Annotated in this window: 12 protein-coding genes; 6 read left to right on the forward strand and 6 right to left on the reverse strand. The window is 64.3% G+C overall.

All coding sequences use genetic code 11. From position 1 onward, the window contains the following. Positions 1 to 117 precede the first annotated feature (117 nt). On the forward strand, positions 118 to 1,341 hold the full coding sequence (locus IPL79_14465) for a threonine/serine exporter family protein (GenBank protein MBK9072181.1): 1,224 nt from the start codon (positions 118 to 120) through the stop codon (positions 1,339 to 1,341). 41 nt (positions 1,342 to 1,382) lie between these two features. Then, the gene (locus IPL79_14470; GenBank protein MBK9072182.1) at positions 1,383 to 1,928 is read left to right on the forward strand and encodes a hypothetical protein; all 546 of its coding nucleotides are present in this window, start codon (positions 1,383 to 1,385) and stop codon (positions 1,926 to 1,928) included. A 218-nt stretch (positions 1,929 to 2,146) separates the two neighbouring features. Here IPL79_14470 and IPL79_14475 read toward each other — a convergent pair whose 3' ends face one another. Further along, positions 2,147 to 2,638, reverse strand: a complete 492-nt coding sequence (locus IPL79_14475; GenBank protein ID MBK9072183.1) for a 6-carboxytetrahydropterin synthase — start codon at positions 2,636 to 2,638, stop codon at positions 2,147 to 2,149. Positions 2,639 to 2,686: 48 nt separating this feature from the next. Beyond that, positions 2,687 to 4,825 carry a transglycosylase SLT domain-containing protein gene (locus tag IPL79_14480; protein ID MBK9072184.1) on the reverse strand — a complete coding sequence of 713 codons (2,139 nt, stop codon included), beginning with the start codon at positions 4,823 to 4,825 and terminating at the stop codon, positions 2,687 to 2,689. A 56-nt stretch (positions 4,826 to 4,881) separates the two neighbouring features. Here IPL79_14480 and IPL79_14485 point away from each other — a divergent pair, with 56 nt between their 5' ends. Next, the gene (locus IPL79_14485) at positions 4,882 to 5,718 is read left to right on the forward strand and encodes a bifunctional hydroxymethylpyrimidine kinase/phosphomethylpyrimidine kinase (GenBank protein ID MBK9072185.1); all 837 of its coding nucleotides are present in this window, start codon (positions 4,882 to 4,884) and stop codon (positions 5,716 to 5,718) included. Between the two features lie 12 nt (positions 5,719 to 5,730). Here the strand turns inward: IPL79_14485 and IPL79_14490 are convergent, their stop codons facing one another. The 3 genes from IPL79_14490 to uvrB form a co-directional block, all read right to left on the reverse strand. Beyond that, positions 5,731 to 7,095: a sigma-54-dependent Fis family transcriptional regulator gene (locus tag IPL79_14490; GenBank protein ID MBK9072186.1), complete on the reverse strand. Its 1,365-nt coding sequence runs from the start codon at positions 7,093 to 7,095 to the stop codon at positions 5,731 to 5,733. Positions 7,096 to 7,252: 157 nt separating this feature from the next. Next, positions 7,253 to 7,933 (reverse strand): DUF4272 domain-containing protein, encoded by a 681-nt coding sequence (locus tag IPL79_14495; protein ID MBK9072187.1) that lies wholly within the window; start codon positions 7,931 to 7,933, stop codon positions 7,253 to 7,255. A 78-nt stretch (positions 7,934 to 8,011) separates the two neighbouring features. Further along, positions 8,012 to 10,012 carry an excinuclease ABC subunit UvrB gene (gene uvrB, locus IPL79_14500; GenBank protein ID MBK9072188.1) on the reverse strand — a complete coding sequence of 667 codons (2,001 nt, stop codon included), beginning with the start codon at positions 10,010 to 10,012 and terminating at the stop codon, positions 8,012 to 8,014. A gap of 121 nt (positions 10,013 to 10,133) precedes the next feature. On the opposite strand from uvrB, the gene thiE reads away from it, so the two are divergent. Beyond that, positions 10,134 to 10,766: a thiamine phosphate synthase gene (gene thiE / locus IPL79_14505; protein MBK9072189.1), complete on the forward strand. Its 633-nt coding sequence runs from the start codon at positions 10,134 to 10,136 to the stop codon at positions 10,764 to 10,766. Between the two features lie 99 nt (positions 10,767 to 10,865). Further along, positions 10,866 to 11,159, forward strand: coding sequence for a hypothetical protein (locus tag IPL79_14510; protein ID MBK9072190.1), 294 nt, complete (start codon positions 10,866 to 10,868; stop codon positions 11,157 to 11,159). A 29-nt stretch (positions 11,160 to 11,188) separates the two neighbouring features. Here IPL79_14510 and IPL79_14515 read toward each other — a convergent pair whose 3' ends face one another. Continuing rightward, on the reverse strand, positions 11,189 to 13,540 hold the full coding sequence (locus IPL79_14515) for an ATP-binding protein (GenBank protein MBK9072191.1): 2,352 nt from the start codon (positions 13,538 to 13,540) through the stop codon (positions 11,189 to 11,191). Positions 13,541 to 13,663: 123 nt separating this feature from the next. Between IPL79_14515 and IPL79_14520 the strand changes: the two genes are divergently transcribed. Beyond that, positions 13,664 to 15,496 carry an alpha amylase C-terminal domain-containing protein gene (locus IPL79_14520; protein ID MBK9072192.1) on the forward strand — a complete coding sequence of 611 codons (1,833 nt, stop codon included), beginning with the start codon at positions 13,664 to 13,666 and terminating at the stop codon, positions 15,494 to 15,496. Positions 15,497 to 15,529: the final 33 nt, after the last annotated feature.

Consider the following 15,529-nt stretch of genomic DNA (forward strand, 5'->3'; position numbering starts at 1 on the left):
GGCCGCGCCTCATTTGGTGCTCGCTGTCACCAGGCTGGGGAGGGTAAACCCCCACCGCGAGGTGACCGCTTAGCCAAAACTTGGGGCCCCGTGCGCCAGGTCGTAGAGTAATCCCGCATGAGTCCCCGCGGCGAAACCTCCACCGAAGAACGCCAGGCCATCGAGTTTGTCCTCGACCTTGGCCGCGTGCTGCACCGTTATGGCACGCCGGCGCACCGGCTCGAAGACGCGCTGCAAGTGGTGTCGCGCAAGCTCGGGCTATCGGCCGACTACTTTTCGACGCCGACCGCGCTCATCGTCAGTTTTGGCAAGCCGAGCGACCTGCGCACCACGATGATGGCAATGGATGCGCCTGAAAACAATATGGATAAGTTGGCGAAGGCCGATCGCCTTGCCGACCAAGTCATCGCCGGCAAGGTCGACGTGGTCGACGCTACCGCGCGGTTGCACGATATCGAACGCGCGCCCGACGAATGGAACGCGCCGACGTCGATCGCGGCTTATGGCGCGGCGGCGGGCTCGGTCGCGGTGCTATTTGCCGGCGGCTGGCGCGAGGTCGTGGTGGCGACGTTTATCGGCACACTGATCGGCGGGCTCGAGCACCTGATGTCGCGCGACCGCCAGCGCCTACAAATCTACGAGCTGGTGAGCGCGGTGATGGCGGCGCTCGTCGCGGGCGCGGCGGCGCGCCTGTGGCCGATGTCGAGCTCGCTGGTGACCATGGCCGCGATCGTCGTTCTGCTGCCCGGCCTCATGCTCACCACCGCCATGAGCGAGCTGGCGACCAAGCACTTGATTTCCGGCACGGCGCGCATGTTTGCGGCGATCACCGTGCTGCTCCAGGTCGTGGTCGGCGTCGCCATTGGCGAACTGCTCGCGCAGCAGCTCTTTGCGGCCAATGCGGTGCGGGCGCAGGCGCTGCCAGCGTGGGCGCTGTGGCCGGCGCTGCTGGTCGCCGCGATTGCCATGGCGGGCCTGGTACAAGCCAATCGCCGCGTGCTTGGCTGGATTATCGTCGCGGCCTTTGCCGGCTACCTCGGCAAGACCCTTGGCTCGAGCGTGCTCGGCAACAACCTCGGCGCGCTGCTGGGCGCCTTCGTGCTCGGCATGCTGACCAATCTGTATGCGCGGCTCTTATCGAGGCCCTCGCAGGTGGTACAGGTGCCCGCCGTGCTGATCTTGGTGCCGGGTAGCATGGGCTATCGCGGTTTTGACGCGCTGCTCGAACACCACACCATGGCCGGGGTTGAGACGACATTTCAGATGTTTATCGCGGCCACCACCATCGTCGCGGGTCTGCTTGTGGCCAATGCCACGGTCGCGCCGCGCCGGATCTTGTAGCGGCCGCTTGTGCACCCCGTGGGCCGTGCTAGCGTCCGCACATGAAATTAGTGCAACATGTTGCCTCGCCGATGTGCCTCGCGGCCTTGCTCGCGCTGACGCTGGGCGCCTGCGGCAGCGATGACACGGGAGGCGAGCCGCCGCCCGACAACACGCCGGCCTTGTCCCCCGAGGACGCCGTGGATGGCATGCTAACCGCGGCGTGCGCCAAGCTGTTTGCGTGTCGCGACAGCTTCCCGTTCGGCGGTCCCGAGACCTTCGATTCGTTTTTTGGCACCACCGAAAAGGATTGCAAGCTGGTGCTGGTCGATCAGTTCGGGCTAAACGGCGTCACGGAATCCGTCGAAGCTGGTCGCATCGTGTATGACGCAGAAAAGGGCGCGGCCTGCGTCGAGGAAGTAAACGCGCAGCTCGATGCCACCACCTGCGACGAGCTGTGGTCGCAAGATCCGTCGGGGCTGCTCACGGACAGCTCGTGCGGCGCCATGCTCGAAGGCCAAATCGCCATCGGCGAAGCCTGCAACAATAACTTTGAATGTGTACCGGGGAGCCAATGCACCGGCGGCACCTGCATCGCCGCCAGCTAACAGAGCCGGACAATCTAAGATCCTAAAGGGCGGAGAACAGAACGCAGTGGGTGGAGGCGGACACGCTAGTGTCCGAATGCTGGAATCGTACGCGAGTGTTTCGTCAGAGCCAGACCGCGCCAACCCATGGACGCGCGATGCGGCAGGCGCATCCGTCTGGATGTAACGAGGCTCGCGAAGCCGTACACCGAAAGTTACCCACCCAATGCGGTTCTGTCCTAGAACGTAATTGTGCAGCTGGCGCCCTGGCCTGGCGTCTCGCTCACCATCGCCTCAAGCCGCAGCACGTGAGGTTGCTTGAGCCAGGAGCCCAGCCGGTTGCTCAGGTGCGTCGCTGCCAGATCAGCCAACGTCTCGACGGTGATGTTATCGGTGTCAAGCAAGAGCACGTCGGCTAGTGGCAGCTCGTAGTGTTGGTCGCATAGCGTAAAAATCACCGACGTCGCGTCTTGCTGCAGCAAGCGGAAATACGGGTTGTGTTTGGCAAGAAAGACTTTTTCTTTCCACGCGGTGCACAGCTCGGCCAGCGCCTGCTTGACCATCGCGAACGGCACGATTTTTTGAAATGAAATATCGCTCACCTCGAGCTCACAGCCAAGCTGGTAGTTGTGGCCATGCAAGCGCTCTTTGCTGCCATCGGGAAAGACCGTCATGTGCGCGCAAGAAACCTTATATTGTTCGCGTTGCACAAAGAGCCGATACGTCCGCATGGGCGGAATGTAGAGACGCGCGGCGGCGATCGCAACCCTCGCGCCGGCTCAATAATTGAGGTCGTCGGCGCGATACCCCCGCTGTAGCGTCAGGGGTTGCTCGTAGACCGCGTCGTGGTAGAGAAATTGGTAGCGAATGTAGTGCGTGGTGACGCGTTTCATGTATTCGCGCGTCTCGCGAAACGATACCAGCTCGACAAATTCATCGAGGGGCCGCGTGTTCATATGCGGCGCGTTCAGCCAGCGCATCATCGCGACGGGCCCGGCGTTAAACGACGCGGCCGCAATGGGGACCTGGCGGGCGAATTTCTCAAACAGCCCGCCTATGTACCAGCTGCCGGTCTCGATGTTAAACGCGACGTCAAACAGGTCGCCCTCGCCATAGCTCAGGCCCAGGCTGCCCGCGACGCGGGTGGTGGTGGGGGGGATCATTTGCAAGAGGCCCTGCGCATCGGCGAACGACACCACGTGCGGGTCATAGCCACTCTCGACGCGCATGATGGCAAAGATAAACTCAGGCGGCGCGGCGCCGAGGTGGCCGCGCGTGGCGATGACGCCGGCAAAGGCGCGGGGAAAGGCGGCCTCCCACCAACGCCGCGCATTGCCGGTGGGCGCCGCGCGCAGGGCGCCGCCGTGGTAGGAGGTCGCGAGCTTAAACAGGCGTCCTGGATGGTCTAGCGCCGGATACAAGGCATGCAAGATCGCCCAGGCGCGTGGCGCGGCAAAGCGCTTGCGCAGCGCGCTCTCGCCGCGCTGCAGCTCGATTCCGGCGTCGCGCGGGAGGCCCGCCGCCTGCAGTTCGCGCACGCGCATGATGAGCGGATCGGCGACGACCTCGGGCAGCACCAACGGATCCCCCGGCTCAATCAGGGGACCGGTGGCTGTGCGAGGCGCCTCACCCAGCGGCGGCATGGCGATGGTGAACTCGGCCAGCCGCGTGCGCGCGAGCGTTGCATACCAAGTCAGCGGCCACGTGTTGACGACGTCTTTGTAGCCAGCAATGGCCGCGGCCTTGTCGCCGCGCAAGGCGTGGGCGCGCGCCGTCCAATAGCGGGCCTTGCCGCCAATTTGTTCCTCGTCGCTGCGGGCGAGGCGTGCCAAGGCCGCAATTGCAAGATCGTATTGTGCCAGTAGATAATGCGAATACGCCAAGAACCACTCGGCCTCGCCGCGCCACTCCGAACCCGGATACTTGGCGATCATGGCGGCGAGCCGCGGCGCCGCGAGCGCATAGTTGCCGCGATTAAATTCGAGCCAGCCTGCGAGGAAAAACGCCTCGTGGGCCTGCTCAGAGCGTGGATATTTGGCGACCAGCGCGAGGTAATGAGAGATCGCCTCGTCGTCGCGATCGGCCCGCGACAGCGCGCGGGCGCCGCGAAACATCGCGCGCGGCGCGTCGGCGCCGAGTTGATCGTAGATGGCGAGCAGCAGGCGGCCAGCCTCTTCGTAGCGCTTGCGCATGCGAAACAGCGTGTCGCCTGTAAGAAACTGCGCGCGCAAGGCCAGCGGTTTTGGCAGCGCGGCGGGCAGGGCGGCAAGCTCGCTCATCGCAACGACCCAGTCGCGTTGCGCGGCGAGCTGGGCGATGCGATCGAGCTGTTGCGCTGGTGCCAACAAGGGTTGCCTTGGCGCGACCCGACGCAAGTCGGCGATAAACTGCGACTCCAGCGGATGCCCAGGGCTAGCGATAAGCAGCTGGCGCAGGCGCGCGACTTGTTGCGCGGGCGGTGCGAGCGAGAGCAGACGGTGCTCGATGACCGCAAGATCGATTTGCGCGGGGGGTGGACCGCGGCGCTTCTTCAGCGTGGCGTATTCCTTGGCGGCTAGGCGCTTGTCATCAGGTGACGGCGAAAGCCACAGCGCGTCGGCGGCACGCCAGGCGGCCTGCTCAGCGAAGCGCGACGAGGGCATGGTGGCGAGCCGCGTGAAGGCGACCCGCGCCGCGGCGGCATCACCTTGCAACAGCGCGATTGACCCGCGCAGGTAGAGCGCATAATCGGCATTGAGGATGGCGCCGTCTCCGCGCGCCAAGGCGGCCTCGGCAGCCGCGAGATCGCCGCGTTCATACGCGGCAAACGCCGCACCCAGTGGCGTCGCGTCGGCATCGGTCGCAGCGGCAGCCGTGCGTGGCGTTGCGATGGCGCTGGTGACGCCAAGCAAGCAAGCGATGGCGAGGGCAACGCGCATGATCAAAGGCTACCGCCTCGTCCCCGCAATTGCCATCGGCGGCGTACGATGGCGCCATGTCAAAGCGCGTATTGCCAAGGTCCTCGCCCGCTGCCTTGCCGCCGGTGGTGGTAGCGATCGCGGGGCTGGACCCTACCGGAGGCGCGGGCCTCCTCGCCGATGTGGCGGTGATTCGCGCCGCGGGGCTTCACGCCTACGGCATCGTCACGGCGTCGACCATTCAAGGTGGCGGTGCGCCCGCCGAAACTGGCGCCGTCATCGCGCCAAAGGTGCTTGCGGCGCAACTGGCACGGCTATCGCGAGGCAAGGCGGCGCGCGAGGCGATCGCCGCGATCAAGATCGGCCTGGTGCCTGATGCGGCCACGGCGGCGGTGATCGCAACCTGGCTCAAAACCGTGCCCCAGGCCGCGGTAGTGTGGGATCCCGTGTTGGCGGCGTCGAGCGGCGGCGCGCTGGTCAAAGGCTCGCTGCGCGCACTCGTGCAGACCTTGGCGCCCGCGCTGGCGTTGCGCGCTCGTCGCCATCTTGGGGCGGTCGCCGTCATCACGCCCAACGTAGAGGAGGCGCGCGCGTTGGCGAAGGCGCTAGGAATTAAGGCGAGCGGGGAGGCCTCCCATGCGGCGCTGGCGCCACCGCTCGCGACGGCACTTGGCCTTGCGGTGATGGTCAAGGGCGGCCACGCGCCGAGCGACGCCGGCCGCATCTCGGATGTCTTGGTGGTCGGTAAAGACCTTTACGTGATCGAAAAAACGTTTGTGCCAGGAGGCACGTCGCTGCGCGGCACCGGCTGCGCGCTGTCATCGCTTATCGCTAGCCATCTCGCGCAAGATATGGATCTGGTGACGGCGTGTTGCGACGCCTCGCATGCGCTGACCGATTCAATGGCGGGCTAAGGCCGAATGCGCCTACGTGCGGCGCCAATGGTCGAGATCGTATTTCTGCACCAAACGAATCAGGTTGCGCCGCGAGATTTCCAGCTCGGCCGCCGCGCGCGTCTTGTTGCCGCGATGGCGCATCAGCGCGTCGCGGATCATGAGGCGCTCAGTGGTCTCGATCACCTTGGGCAGCGAGTGCTCGGGAGCGCCTTGCGAGCCTTCCCCCGCCGCCGCCTCGGGTAGCCGCAAGCCAGGGTTGGTGTGCTCGGGCGTTGCAGCCTGCAAGGGAACGTCCGCGCCATTGGAGATGCGCGCCGAGAGATGGTGCCAGTCGATGACGGTGCCATCGCCTGAGAGCACATACATGCGCTCGACCTCATTTTCGAGCTCGCGCACGTTGCCCGGCCACGCATAGCTCAGCAACGCGCCCAGGCAGTTTGCCGCCATGGTCTTGGTGACGCCGTTGCGCGCGGCCAGGCGCGCCAAAAACGTTTTAACCAGCAAGGGAATATCAGCCTGGCGATCGCGCAGGGGCGGCACCCGCACCGCGATGACGTTGAGCCGATAATAAAGATCTTCGCGGAAGTCGCCGCGCTTCACCATGGCCTCGAGATCGCGATTGGTCGCGGCGATGATGCGCACATCGACCTGGCGCGGCTCATTGCTGCCGACGCGATAGAAGGTGCCCTCTTGCAACACCCGCAGCAGCTTGACCTGCAAGGCCGGAGACATGTCGCCGACCTCGTCGAGAAAAAACGTGCCGCCATGCGCGGTCTCGAGCAGCCCTTCGCGATCGGCGACCGCGCCGGTGAACGCGCCGCGCACGTGACCGAATAATTCGGAGTCGAGCAAGTTATCGTTGAACGCCGAGCAGTTGACGGTGACGTAGGGCGCGGCCGCGCGCGCCGACTGGTCGTGAATTTGACGGGCGACCAATTCCTTGCCGGTGCCGTTTTCGCCGAGCACGACGATGGAGGCCTCCGAGTTCGCCATCAGCGAGACGCTAGCGCGCAGGCCATGCATGATGGCGGTGTCGCCAAGCAAGGGTGTGGCTTCGACGGCCGCGGCCGCGCTCGCGCGCTCGGCCGCAATTTCAGCGATGAGCGCGACGGCGCTATCGAGCGGCCCGTCCGCCTTGATCGGGCCGATCAGTAACGTCTTTGATCCTGCGGGGATCACAATTTCACTCGTGCCATTGCAACAACGCACAATGGCGTAAGACTTGCTGCGATTTGCGGCGGCCAGCGCCGGCCAGCAACACGCAAGCCCCGACGCGTCGGTGGCGCCGCGTTGATGAGGCGCGACGCCGCGACCATCGGCGGCAAGTAAGGTGGCGGTTAGGCCACGCTCTGCTGCTAGACGCTCGATGGAAAATATCCAGCTTGGTCGTTCCATGAGGACAACGTGCCATGCTGACACGCTATCGGCAACATGAACTAACAGCTTCACTGCATTAATTCACAAATAGCGGACACCATCACCTGAACAAAGCACTGATGTCCGGACCCTGGTTGAGCTAACCGAGCTAACCAACTGAAATAGTTCACCTCGATTACGCGTCAAGGTTGGTATCGTCCCAATCAATACCCGGCGACAGACACCACGTGAGCGCGTGTCGGCGCTCCATGATCACGCCGCTGCTGACCACGGCATCGAAGCCGCTCGGCACCGTCGCAGCGCCGGACTGTGCCTGCCTTGCCGCATTGTGCGCGCAGTAAAACAGATCTTCCATGGCAATCACCTGCGCGGCGCTGCGTGGCGTGGCGCGCGCGACGAGCTCTGCCAAGGTGACGCTCATCGCGCCAGCAAACTCCACCACCATTGCCTGGCCGGTGGCCTGATCGATCATCGCGCCGTCAAAACCAGGCGCGGGCTCAAAGCCAAGCACCCATGCCAGCGGCCACATGTTTTCTAGCCGCCACCCGATCGTCGCCGCATTCTTCTCCAGTGCGACGCTGCGCTTGGTCGTCCACAGCTTGAGCTCGCCGGCCGACATCCAGGTCTCGAGATGATTGGCCGCGACAAACACTTTTAGGTCATCGCTGGCCAGCTCGTCTTGCGGCACGCTGCACCACGCATACACCGCCTCGATCGCGAGAAAACGCTTGGCAATTTCGACCACCGGTCGCAACAGGGGCGCCTCATCGTCGAGCAGCAGGTCAGACGCGACCACAAAACCGGCGCGGGTTAGGATGTCTATGTTCGTCTCGCGAATCGAAGCGTCGTGGGCCATGCCGCCTTATGGCGTGCCAGGCTGGCCAGTACAAGGGCCGCGCTGGTACCAAATGAGGCGCCCCGAGGCTCTGCGCCACTACCGCATTTGTAATTCGAGCGCCTCGAGCTGGCGCACCTGGTCGCGCAGCGCCGCCGCCGTCTCGAATTCAAGGTCTGCCGCGGCGGTTTTCATCTCTTTGCGCAGCTTGTCGATGGCGCCGCGCAGCGACGCCAAATCCGAAATCGCCGAAGCGTCCACGGCCGTGCCGCGCGCGGTCTTGCCCTTGCCACGCCGGGTGGGCTCAGAAATGTGCACGTCGGTGATGCCGCGCTTGGTCGACGCCGGGACGATGCCGTGCGCGTCGTTGTGCGCCTGCTGCAAGGTCCGCCGCCGCGAGGTCTCGCTCATCGCGTACTTGATCGATTCGGTTTGCTTGTCCGCGTACAAGATGACGCGGCCATGCAGGTTGCGCGCGGCGCGGCCAATGGTTTGGATGAGCGAGCGCGCGCTGCGCAGAAACCCTTCTTTGTCGGCGTCTAAGATCGCCACCAGCGACACCTCGGGGATATCGAGGCCTTCGCGCAACAAGTTGATGCCAACCAGCACGTCGAACGCGCCTTGCCGCAGCTCGCGCAAGATCTGGATGCGCTCGAGCGTGTCGATGTCCGAATGCAGGTACCGCACGCGCACGCCGATTTCCGTGTAGTAGTCGGTGAGATCTTCCGCCATGCGTTTGGTTAGCGTGGTCACGAGCACGCGTTCGCCGCGCGCCGCGACGGCGCGAATTTCGTCGAGCAGGTCGTCGACTTGGCGGCCAACCGGGCGGATTTCGACTTGCGGATCGAGCAGCCCGGTGGGGCGAATAATTTGCTCGACGTAGACGCCCTGCGCCTGGGCAAGCTCCCAATCCGCCGGCGTCGCCGAAACAAAAATGCCGGTTGCAAAGCGCTGCTCCCACTCGGCAAATTTGAGCGGCCGGTTATCGAGCGCGCTTGGCAGGCGAAAACCAAAACTCACCAATGTCTCCTTGCGCGAGCGATCGCCGGCGAACATGGCGCCGATCTGCGGCACGGTCTGATGCGACTCGTCGACCACGAGTAGATAGTCCTTGGGAAAATAATCCATCAGCGTCGGCGGCGGCTCGCCAGCGGCCGCGCCGCTAAGGTGACGCGAGTAGTTCTCGATGCCGTTGCAAAAGCCCATCTGTTCTAGGCTTTCCATGTCATACAGCGTGCGTTGTTCGAGGCGTTGCCGTTCGAGCAGCTTGCCCTCGGCCTCAAGCGCCTGCAGCCGCTCGGCCAATTCGGCGCGAATGGTCGCCGCGGCGCGCGCTAGCGTGTCTTGCGGCGTCGCAAAGTGCGAGGCGGGAAAAATGCGCGTCTGCGGCAGCGCCTGCTTCACGGTGCCGCGCAGCGCATCGATCTCGACGATGCGTTCGATTTCGTCGCCAAACCATTCGACGCGGATGGCTGTGTCGGCCTCGTACGCCGGAAAGATCTCGACCACGTCGCCGCGGACGCGAAATTTGCCGCGCGAAAAATCGAGGTCATTGCGCTCGTATTGCAGCTCGACCAGCCGCCGCAGCACGGCGTCGCGCGCCGTGGTCTGGCCGGCGACCAAGTCGCACGTCATGTCAGCATACGTCTCGCGCGAGCCAATACCGTAGATGCATGACACCGAGGCGACAATAATCACGTCCCGCCGCGACAACAACGCGTACGTCGCCGCGTGGCGCATGCGGTCGATCTCCTCGTTGATCTGCGAATCCTTCTCGATAAAGGTATCGGTCGAGGGCACATACGCCTCCGGTTGGTAATAGTCGTAATAGCTAACGAAATAGTGCACGGCGTTGTCGGGGAAGAGCTCCTTGAACTCGCCGTAGAGTTGCGCCGCCAAGATCTTGTTGTGGGCCATGATCAGCGTCGGCTTCTGCGTCTGCGCGATCACATTGGCGATCGTAAACGTCTTGCCCGACCCGGTAATCCCGAGCAGCACCTGGGCCCGGTCACCCCGCTCCACCCCCGCCACCAGCTCGCCAATCGCCCTAGGCTGGTCCCCCATCGGCTTATACGGCGACACCAAGCGAAACGGCTGCATCCCCCCACTCTAGGATGGGGTCACTCTCCACGTCCAGAACAATAGCGATCTCAAATGCTTGCCCACCCTACTGCGTGATTACCTCGCTGCGCCGTCCGCGTCGCCGTGCTATGGCTTGAGGATGGCGCCATGGCAGGGCTTTTACGCGATCCTCGATCGCGACGATGAAGCGCTTGCGCGTGCGCTGCTCGCCGGAGGTGCGCACGCATTGCAAATTCGCATGAAGGGCGCGACGCCGCGTGAGATCATGCGGGTGGCGAAATGGCTGCGGCCGTTGACGCGACATGTTGGCGCCGCGTTGGTCATCAATGATCGGCTTGATCTGGCCTTGGCCGCCGAGGCCGATGCAGTGCATCTGGGGCAAGATGACATGGCGCTCACGGCGGCGCGTCAGCTTGTCGGCACGCGGCTCGCCATCGGCATCTCAACGCACAACGCCGCGCAGGTAGAGGCCGCCTGTGCCGGCGGCGCCAGCTATATTGGCTTTGGACCAATTTTCGCGACAACCACGAAGGGCAATCCTGATCCGGTTGTTGGCATCGAGGGCCTGCGGGAGGCCGTCGGCCGCGCCGCCGCCAGCGGCGCCGCGGTGCCGGTGATCGCGATTGGCGGCATAGCGCTGGCCGTGCTTGAACAGATCGCTCTCGCCGGGGCAGCTGGGGCTTGTGTGATCTCGCAGGTCAACGGCGCGGCAAACGTGCAGGAGGCGGCACAGGCGGTCAGTGATGCATTTGGTCGCAGCCAAAATCAGTAGAATCAGTAAAATCAACTTGTTGCCAGGGCGGGCCCCTCGTCATACATAGACTGAATCTTTTTCGCTTATATCCGTCATAGTATCAGTTTAGGAGTTTTCATGATCGCCATCGCTCGCTTGCTTGCCGCCGTTGTCATTGTCGCCGCGCTTGGCCAAGCCGCTACCGCCGTGGCCGACGTCTGCAAGGCCAAGAAATTCGAAACCAAGCTGGTCGAAGACGCTTGCAAACAAGGCGGGCAGGGCGCCGCCAAGGACGCGATGAAAAAATGGACCAAGGCGGCCAAGGCCAAGCGGCCGAGCCTTGATTGCAAGTCGTGCCACAGCAAGCTCGCGCCCGGCTACGACCTGAAGAAAGACGCGCTCGCGTTATTTAAAGAGCTCGACGTCAAGTAACGCGGTCAGGCGTAGGCCCCGCCAACACGCTACGGGGTCGCGGGCACGATCTGCAGCTCTTTGCCGTAGTACAAGCGATAGCCGCCTTCGACGGTTTCCAGCCGCTCACCCAAGCCCAGGTCACGCATGGTCGAGATGGCGACGTAGAGGCGATTCGTCAGGTATTGATCCGCGATCATTTCGCCCGGCCAGGCGGCCTCGAGCATGGCGCGCGTCGTGACGGGTTTGGCGGGGTCTGACAGGCGTTGATGCACCAAGGTTTGCAACAAGCGCCGCAAGAGGCGCCGTCGCCTCATATCGACGCGCGGCCAGCCGCTGCGGGCAAACCACGCCGCGTCGGCCGCGATCACGAGTTGGGCCGGCAAGTTCTCGAGCTCGGCAGGCACGATGAGCGGCCAAAGCCGCCGTGAGGTGGCGATATGCGCGCCAAGCGACACCGAGGCATCGCGCGTAATTAAGGCAAATCGGCGCCGTGCCGCCGAACGATGCGCCTCGGCGCGATATTCATCGCCGGCCGCCGCTGTCCTGCGTGCCTCGGCTACCGCGCAGCACACGGTGATCAGCGCGACGCCGGCTTGCCACTGCGGCGCGGTCATCGAATCGAGCAACGCTTGCGCCGATTCTAACGTTGGCATCGGTGGTGGCGACGTCGTGCTCGAGGGCGTGTCGAGTTCGATGCCGTCGAGCTCGGGAAGCGCGTCGAGACCAATGTGCGCGAGAAATTCGATCTGTGAGTGCAAAGGGTCGATTTCGCGCTCATAGAGCGGCTTGCGGGCAAATTGCAATGCGCCGACTTCGCCGAGAATTTGCCGCGCCTCGGCGACAAGTTCGGGATTGCGGCGGATGTTTTGCGCCGCCGCGAGCGCATGCAGCTTGGCGGCGTCGAAATCGCCCGCACTTGAGGCGACGTAGACCGCGAGCGATTCGAGATCGGCGCGGAGGTCGACGTCGTGGGTGCCGGTGCCGCCGTCGCGCACGATATCGGCGGCGACCTGCATATGGTGGCGCGCCATCGCGAGGTCTCCGACCTCGGTCTGCAGCGTGGCGAGGCCGACGTGGATGCGATAGCGCAGGTGGTAGGGCGCCCCGGGATACGCGGCCAGCGCCTCGCTTAGATCGCGAATACTTTGGCTTGGCAAGGCGCGATGACGAATGTTGGTCGCGCGGCGCACCAAGGCCAGCGCGAGGTCCTTGCCGCGATGCGGGCGCGCCATCGCAACGGCCCTATCGAATTCGAGCATGCTGATCTCGTAGGGCCCGCGCAAAAAGAGCAAGGGATGCAACAAAAAGGCCGCACGGGCGGCGGGCCCTTGCCCGTCGAAGCGGCGAATCACGAGCACGAGATCTGCGCCCGCCTGCCTCAGCTCTTGCCGCGCCGCGAGGTCCGTGCTCGCCGCGGCGGCAATAGGCGCGAGGCGCGCGCACACCCAATTGGAGTGCCGCAGCCACAGCTCGCCGCGCAAGCCGTGCTGTTCGCTCCAGCTATCGAGGAAGCCGCGGACGTACGTCGGCACCAGCCACCGATCCTGTTGGTGCTGAAGCAGGCCACATCGGCGCGCGGTCGCCCGCGCCTCGGAGGCGCTGGTCGCGTCGTTTTCGAGAAACACCGGCATATAGGCGGCCGCAAAGGTCGCGAGTTCGGCAACCGCGAGCACCGCATCTTCATCGATGATTGAGGTGACGGCGTCGAGCACGACGTCGACGGTGTCACCGGCGAGCTGTTGCGCCTCGTCAAATTGCGCGTTGTTGCGTCGTGCCCACACCGAAAGCGGCAAGGCCTCGATCGCCTCGACAAAGCGCGGCGAGCCGATGACGGCGGCGGTGCCAACCAAGAGCTCAAGCGCCGCGGGATTGCCGGCCGCCAAGCGCAACGCGAGCAGCTTGGCATCGTCCGACAATTCGGCAGCGGCATGCATGGCGAGCTCTTGCGCCAAGGTCGCCGCGTCTGGTGGGGTTAGGCCCGTCAGCTTCAACAAGGCGGCTTCGCGCATGGCGACGCGCCCCGCGACGGCGACGCGTGGACGCGGCGAAAGCGCGAGCAAGCGCTGAACCACGTGATGCACCGCTTGCATGTCTTCGACCCCATCGAGGAGGAGCACCGCCGAGCGCCGCGCGAGCGCGCCCGCGACATTGTCGAGGATGTCTTCACATGAGCGGTCGGGCGCACAGCTAATCCCAAGCTTGGTCGCGGTCGCCGCCAACATGCCCTCGGCGGAGGTAATGTCGGCAAGGTCAATGAGCACCGCGCCCGTGCCAAGTTCGCTGGCTAGGGCGCGCATAAAATGCGACTTGCCCACGCCGGCTGGCCCCCAGATGCATACCGCCGCGGAACCGGCGGCAAGGCGATGAAACGAGGCCAATTCGGTATGACGACCTATCACCTATTAATGTGACCACGGCGGGCGTTGCGGTGGCAAGTGTGGTTGCCATGAAGTACCGCGCGCGGGGCGCACGCAATTGCGCGATTGCAAATGATGAGATTTACACTTACACCCACCGCCATGATGCCGCGCTCGATTTGCAGTTTGCTGGCGCTTGGGTTGGCAGCCTGCGGGGGGCCCGCGGCTAGGCGCGATGCGAGCGACGTCCCGAGCGGTCCCGACAAAACCGCGCATGCATTTTCGCTGTGGGCGCCGAATGCTACCGCTGTATTTGTGCAAGGTGACTTCAATACGTGGAACGCGACCGACACGCCGATGATCGCGATGGAGGGCGGCATGTGGCAGGTCAGCGTGCCAGGTGCGCAGGTCGGCCAAGGCTATCAGTTTGTCATCCATCACGAAGGCGGCGGCGTGACGCGGCCCGATCCACGCGGCCGAGCGATGACCAATTCGATCGGCCACAGCCTGATCGTCGATCCTACCGCTTATGCCTGGCAGCATGGCGGCGTCGCGATGCCGCCGTGGAACGAACAAATCATCTACGAGATGCACATTGGCAGCTTTAACGACGCGCCCGGTGGCGGGCCGGGCACGTTCGCCTCGGCGATGGCGCGGCTGGACGATTTAGCCGAGCTTGGTGTCAACGTCATCGAGCTGCTGCCAATCGCAGAGTTCGCTGGCGACTATAGCTGGGGCTATAACGGCGCGCATCCGTTTGCCATTGAGAGCGGGTACGGCACGCCCGATGACTTTCGTGCCCTGGTCGACGCGGCGCATGCGCGCGGCATCGCGGTGGTGGTCGACGTCGTTTACAACCATTGGGGGCCGCAAGACCTCTCGCTGTGGTGCTTTGATGGGCCCTGCCTCGGCGAGGACAATGGCGGCATCTATTTCTACACCGATTGGCGCCGCGAGAGCGGCTGGGGACCTCGTCCGGATTACGGACGCGAAGAGGTGCGGGCCTATATCGCCGACAACGTCATGATGTGGCTTGAGGAGTACAACGTCGATGGCCTGCGGTTTGACTCGACGGTGAATATCCGCAACGCGAGCGGCACGGATGTGCCCGAGGGCTGGTGGCTGCTGCAGGCGATCAACGACCGCGTCGACGCGCAGTATTCTGGCCGCATCATGATCGCGGAAGATTTGCAAGGCGATGCCTGGCTGACCAAGGCCACTGGCGAAGGCGGCGCGGGCTTTGATGCGCAATGGGATGGCGGGTTCTTTCACCCCATCCATGCCGTGCTCGTCGCCCCTGAAGATGGCCAGCGTTCGATGACGGTAGTCGCCGAGGCTTTGCGAGGAGGCGCAGCCGGCGCGCCATTTGCGCGCGTGGTCTATACTGAAAACCATGACGAGGTTGCCAACGGCAAGCAGCGGCTGCCGGTGATGATCGCGCCAAACGACCCAGCAGGCTATCACGCGCGTAAGCGCTCGATGCTCGGCGCCGCGCTCGTGCTTACGGCGCCTGCGATTCCCATGCTGTTCCAAGGCCAAGAGTTTCTCGAAGATGGCTATTTTCGCGACGACGATCCGCTCGATTGGTCGCGCGCCCAGACGTTTGCCGCCGTGCGCGCGCTGTATCGCGATTTGATCGCGCTGCGCCGCAACCTCGCCGACACCACGCGCGGCCTCACCGGCGACCGCAGCGACGTCTTTCACGTCAACGACGTCGACAAGGTCATCGCCATGCACCGGTGGTATGATGCGGCCGACGCCGGCAACGTGGTGGTGGCCTTCAATTTTGCCGACAAGGCGTATACCGGGTATCAGCTCGGCGTCCCCAGCTGCGGCACATGGCAGGTGCGATTTAATAGTGACGCGACGGCGTATGGCAGCGATTTCGGCAATGTTGGCGCGACCAGCGTCGCCGCGAGCGCCACGCCGCGCGATGGCTTGCCGTGCAGCATTTCGTTGCCGTTAGGCCGCTACGCCGCCGTGATCTTGTCGAAGTAGCGGGGCTCCGGGAAGTGGTCGGCGGGTGCGTCG

The organism is Myxococcales bacterium, from assembly GCA_016716835.1.
Lineage (GTDB): Bacteria > Myxococcota_A > Polyangia > Haliangiales > Haliangiaceae > JADJUW01.

What these genes read in the sequence shown, in the direction of transcription:
- IPL79_14465 (MBK9072181.1), top strand. Translation starts at nt 118, where the DNA reads ATGAGTCCCCGCGGCGAAACCTCCACCGAAGAACGCCAGGCCATCGAG.
- IPL79_14470 (MBK9072182.1), top strand. Translation starts at nt 1,383, where the DNA reads ATGAAATTAGTGCAACATGTTGCCTCGCCGATGTGCCTCGCGGCCTTG.
- IPL79_14475 (MBK9072183.1), bottom strand. Translation starts at nt 2,638, where the DNA reads ATGCGGACGTATCGGCTCTTTGTGCAACGCGAACAATATAAGGTTTCT.
- IPL79_14480 (MBK9072184.1), bottom strand. Translation starts at nt 4,825, where the DNA reads ATGCGCGTTGCCCTCGCCATCGCTTGCTTGCTTGGCGTCACCAGCGCC.
- IPL79_14485 (MBK9072185.1), top strand. Translation starts at nt 4,882, where the DNA reads ATGTCAAAGCGCGTATTGCCAAGGTCCTCGCCCGCTGCCTTGCCGCCG.
- IPL79_14490 (MBK9072186.1), bottom strand. Translation starts at nt 7,095, where the DNA reads ATGGAACGACCAAGCTGGATATTTTCCATCGAGCGTCTAGCAGCAGAG.
- IPL79_14495 (MBK9072187.1), bottom strand. Translation starts at nt 7,933, where the DNA reads ATGGCCCACGACGCTTCGATTCGCGAGACGAACATAGACATCCTAACC.
- uvrB (MBK9072188.1), bottom strand. Translation starts at nt 10,012, where the DNA reads ATGCAGCCGTTTCGCTTGGTGTCGCCGTATAAGCCGATGGGGGACCAG.
- thiE (MBK9072189.1), top strand. Translation starts at nt 10,134, where the DNA reads ATGGCGCCATGGCAGGGCTTTTACGCGATCCTCGATCGCGACGATGAA.
- IPL79_14510 (MBK9072190.1), top strand. Translation starts at nt 10,866, where the DNA reads ATGATCGCCATCGCTCGCTTGCTTGCCGCCGTTGTCATTGTCGCCGCG.
- IPL79_14520 (MBK9072192.1), top strand. Translation starts at nt 13,664, where the DNA reads ATGCCGCGCTCGATTTGCAGTTTGCTGGCGCTTGGGTTGGCAGCCTGC.